Here is a 1684-nt window from a genome sequence, read left to right as displayed (position 1 = left end):
TCCCTTATTTTTTGTAGGCAGGAGGCCTACTGAAAATAAGGCGTGTTCTGTTTAGACCATGGCCATGGATGGCCTAAGGGCGGGCCTGCCGGGGGCCTGCGCAGGTGGGGCGGCTTGGGCTATGCGGCTAAAAGGCTATCAGTGTTTGCAAGTGGAGGCAAGAGGCCGTTGCTTGTAGGGGCCGGGGCTTGGGCTTTCGAATACCTTTATCATTACTTCAAAATTATTACTGGATACCATTCCTTCTTATCTTCTACTTGAATCTGTGCCGAGTTATCAAATTCTGATACAACAAAACTAATCCCTCTACAAATTCTTGAGACAGCACTTGAATAAAACCCAAACGCAAGCCATGAAAATCTTCTAGATATTTGACGTTTGTACACATCTTGATGAATAAAGATTTTTGATATGAAGATTCTTAATATGACGCTTGTTTCATTCTTTTCTACGTAGATATACATGTTATTCCATTTCTTGTGAAATATTTTCTGATTAAAGCATTCACCCTTATACCTAAATTTCTGCTGGCTCATATATAAATATATGTTCTCTATATCCGCATGAAGCTCATCTGTTGTAATGGTCATTACCGTATAACTCAAGGCTATAATCCTCCTTATACCTAATTTTTGCTGGCCCATATATGAACCTATGCTCCCTATAACAGCATTGAACTTATCTATTTCAGGGGCCGAGGGTTGGACTTTCGAATACTTTTTATCATTACTTCACACAATTATTACTGGATACCATTCCTTCTTATCTTCTACTTCAATCTGTGCCGATTTATCAGATTCTGATACAACAGAAGTAATCTCTCTACAAATCCTTGAGACACAAGTTGAATAAATTCCAAACCCAAGCCATGAAAACCTTCTAGATATTTGACGATTGTACAACATATCATGATGTATAAAGATTCTTAATATGACGCTTGTTCCATTCTCTTCTACGTAGATATACATGTTACTCTTTTTCTCGTTAAATATTTTCTGATGAAAACATTCACCCCTATACTTAAATTTTTGTTGGCTCATATATGAACCTATGTTCGCTATAACACCATTAGGCTTATCTGTTGCAATTGTCATTACCGTATAACTCAAGGCTATAATCCTTTAGCTTCTATTGCTTGTATCTCTTTTTTTCGCTCAGTTGCTTCGCGTGCAGAAGCATTGCTTGACCAATCTTGAGCTGTAGCTCCGGCCAATCCTACATCTCCTGCAAGATTAGCTACACTTGACGCTTTAGCGGCGATTTTTGCTGTAGCTGATAAGGGTTTTATTGCAAAGCCCATGGCGCCATCTACCACGTCTGCAACAGATCCGACCATTGCTGCACGGTCCTTTGCAACAGCTTTACTGACATCTTGATTTCTAAGGTTCCAATAACTCAAACCTTGTGCTGCAAGACCTAGAGTCGATGTACTCAGCTCGGTATTTCCATCTGTTGTTTCATAAGCTATTGTTGATGCAGTAGCTGCAGCCAGATTGGCTCCGCCATGTGCAACCATAACGGCACCTATAGGTGTCGTCACACCACCAGGTATTAATAGCGCTCCAACAACTACTTCTGCGGCTGAGGCTGCTATTGCAACGATTCTACCCAACTGCTCAAATTTCTCCTTCTCCATCCCCGTCGGGTCGACATACTTCACGGGGTTGTTGCTCACATAGGCATA

General features: G+C 41.0%; 2 protein-coding genes. Both read right to left on the bottom strand.

The genetic code is table 11. The features are described from left to right. Positions 1–212: 212 nt before the first annotated feature. Complete coding sequence (locus tag S1OALGB6SA_RS09825) at positions 213–644, bottom strand: hypothetical protein (protein ID WP_124033345.1); 432 nt, start codon at positions 642–644, stop codon at positions 213–215. A 467-nt stretch (positions 645–1111) separates the two neighbouring features. Beyond that, on the bottom strand, positions 1112–1684 hold a 573-nt coding region (locus tag S1OALGB6SA_RS09815; RefSeq protein WP_230204536.1), incomplete at its 5' end, for an RHS repeat-associated core domain-containing protein.

The sequence above is a fragment of the Olavius algarvensis spirochete endosymbiont genome (assembly GCA_900608495.1).
Lineage (GTDB): Bacteria > Spirochaetota > Spirochaetia > DSM-2461 > DSM-2461 > UBA2779.
This window is presented reverse-complemented; position numbering and strand designations above follow the sequence as displayed.

Coding starts and splice junctions, on each gene's coding strand:
- S1OALGB6SA_RS09825 (WP_124033345.1), bottom strand. CDS start 644: ATGGGCCAGCAAAAATTAGGTATAAGGAGGATTATAGCCTTGAGTTAT.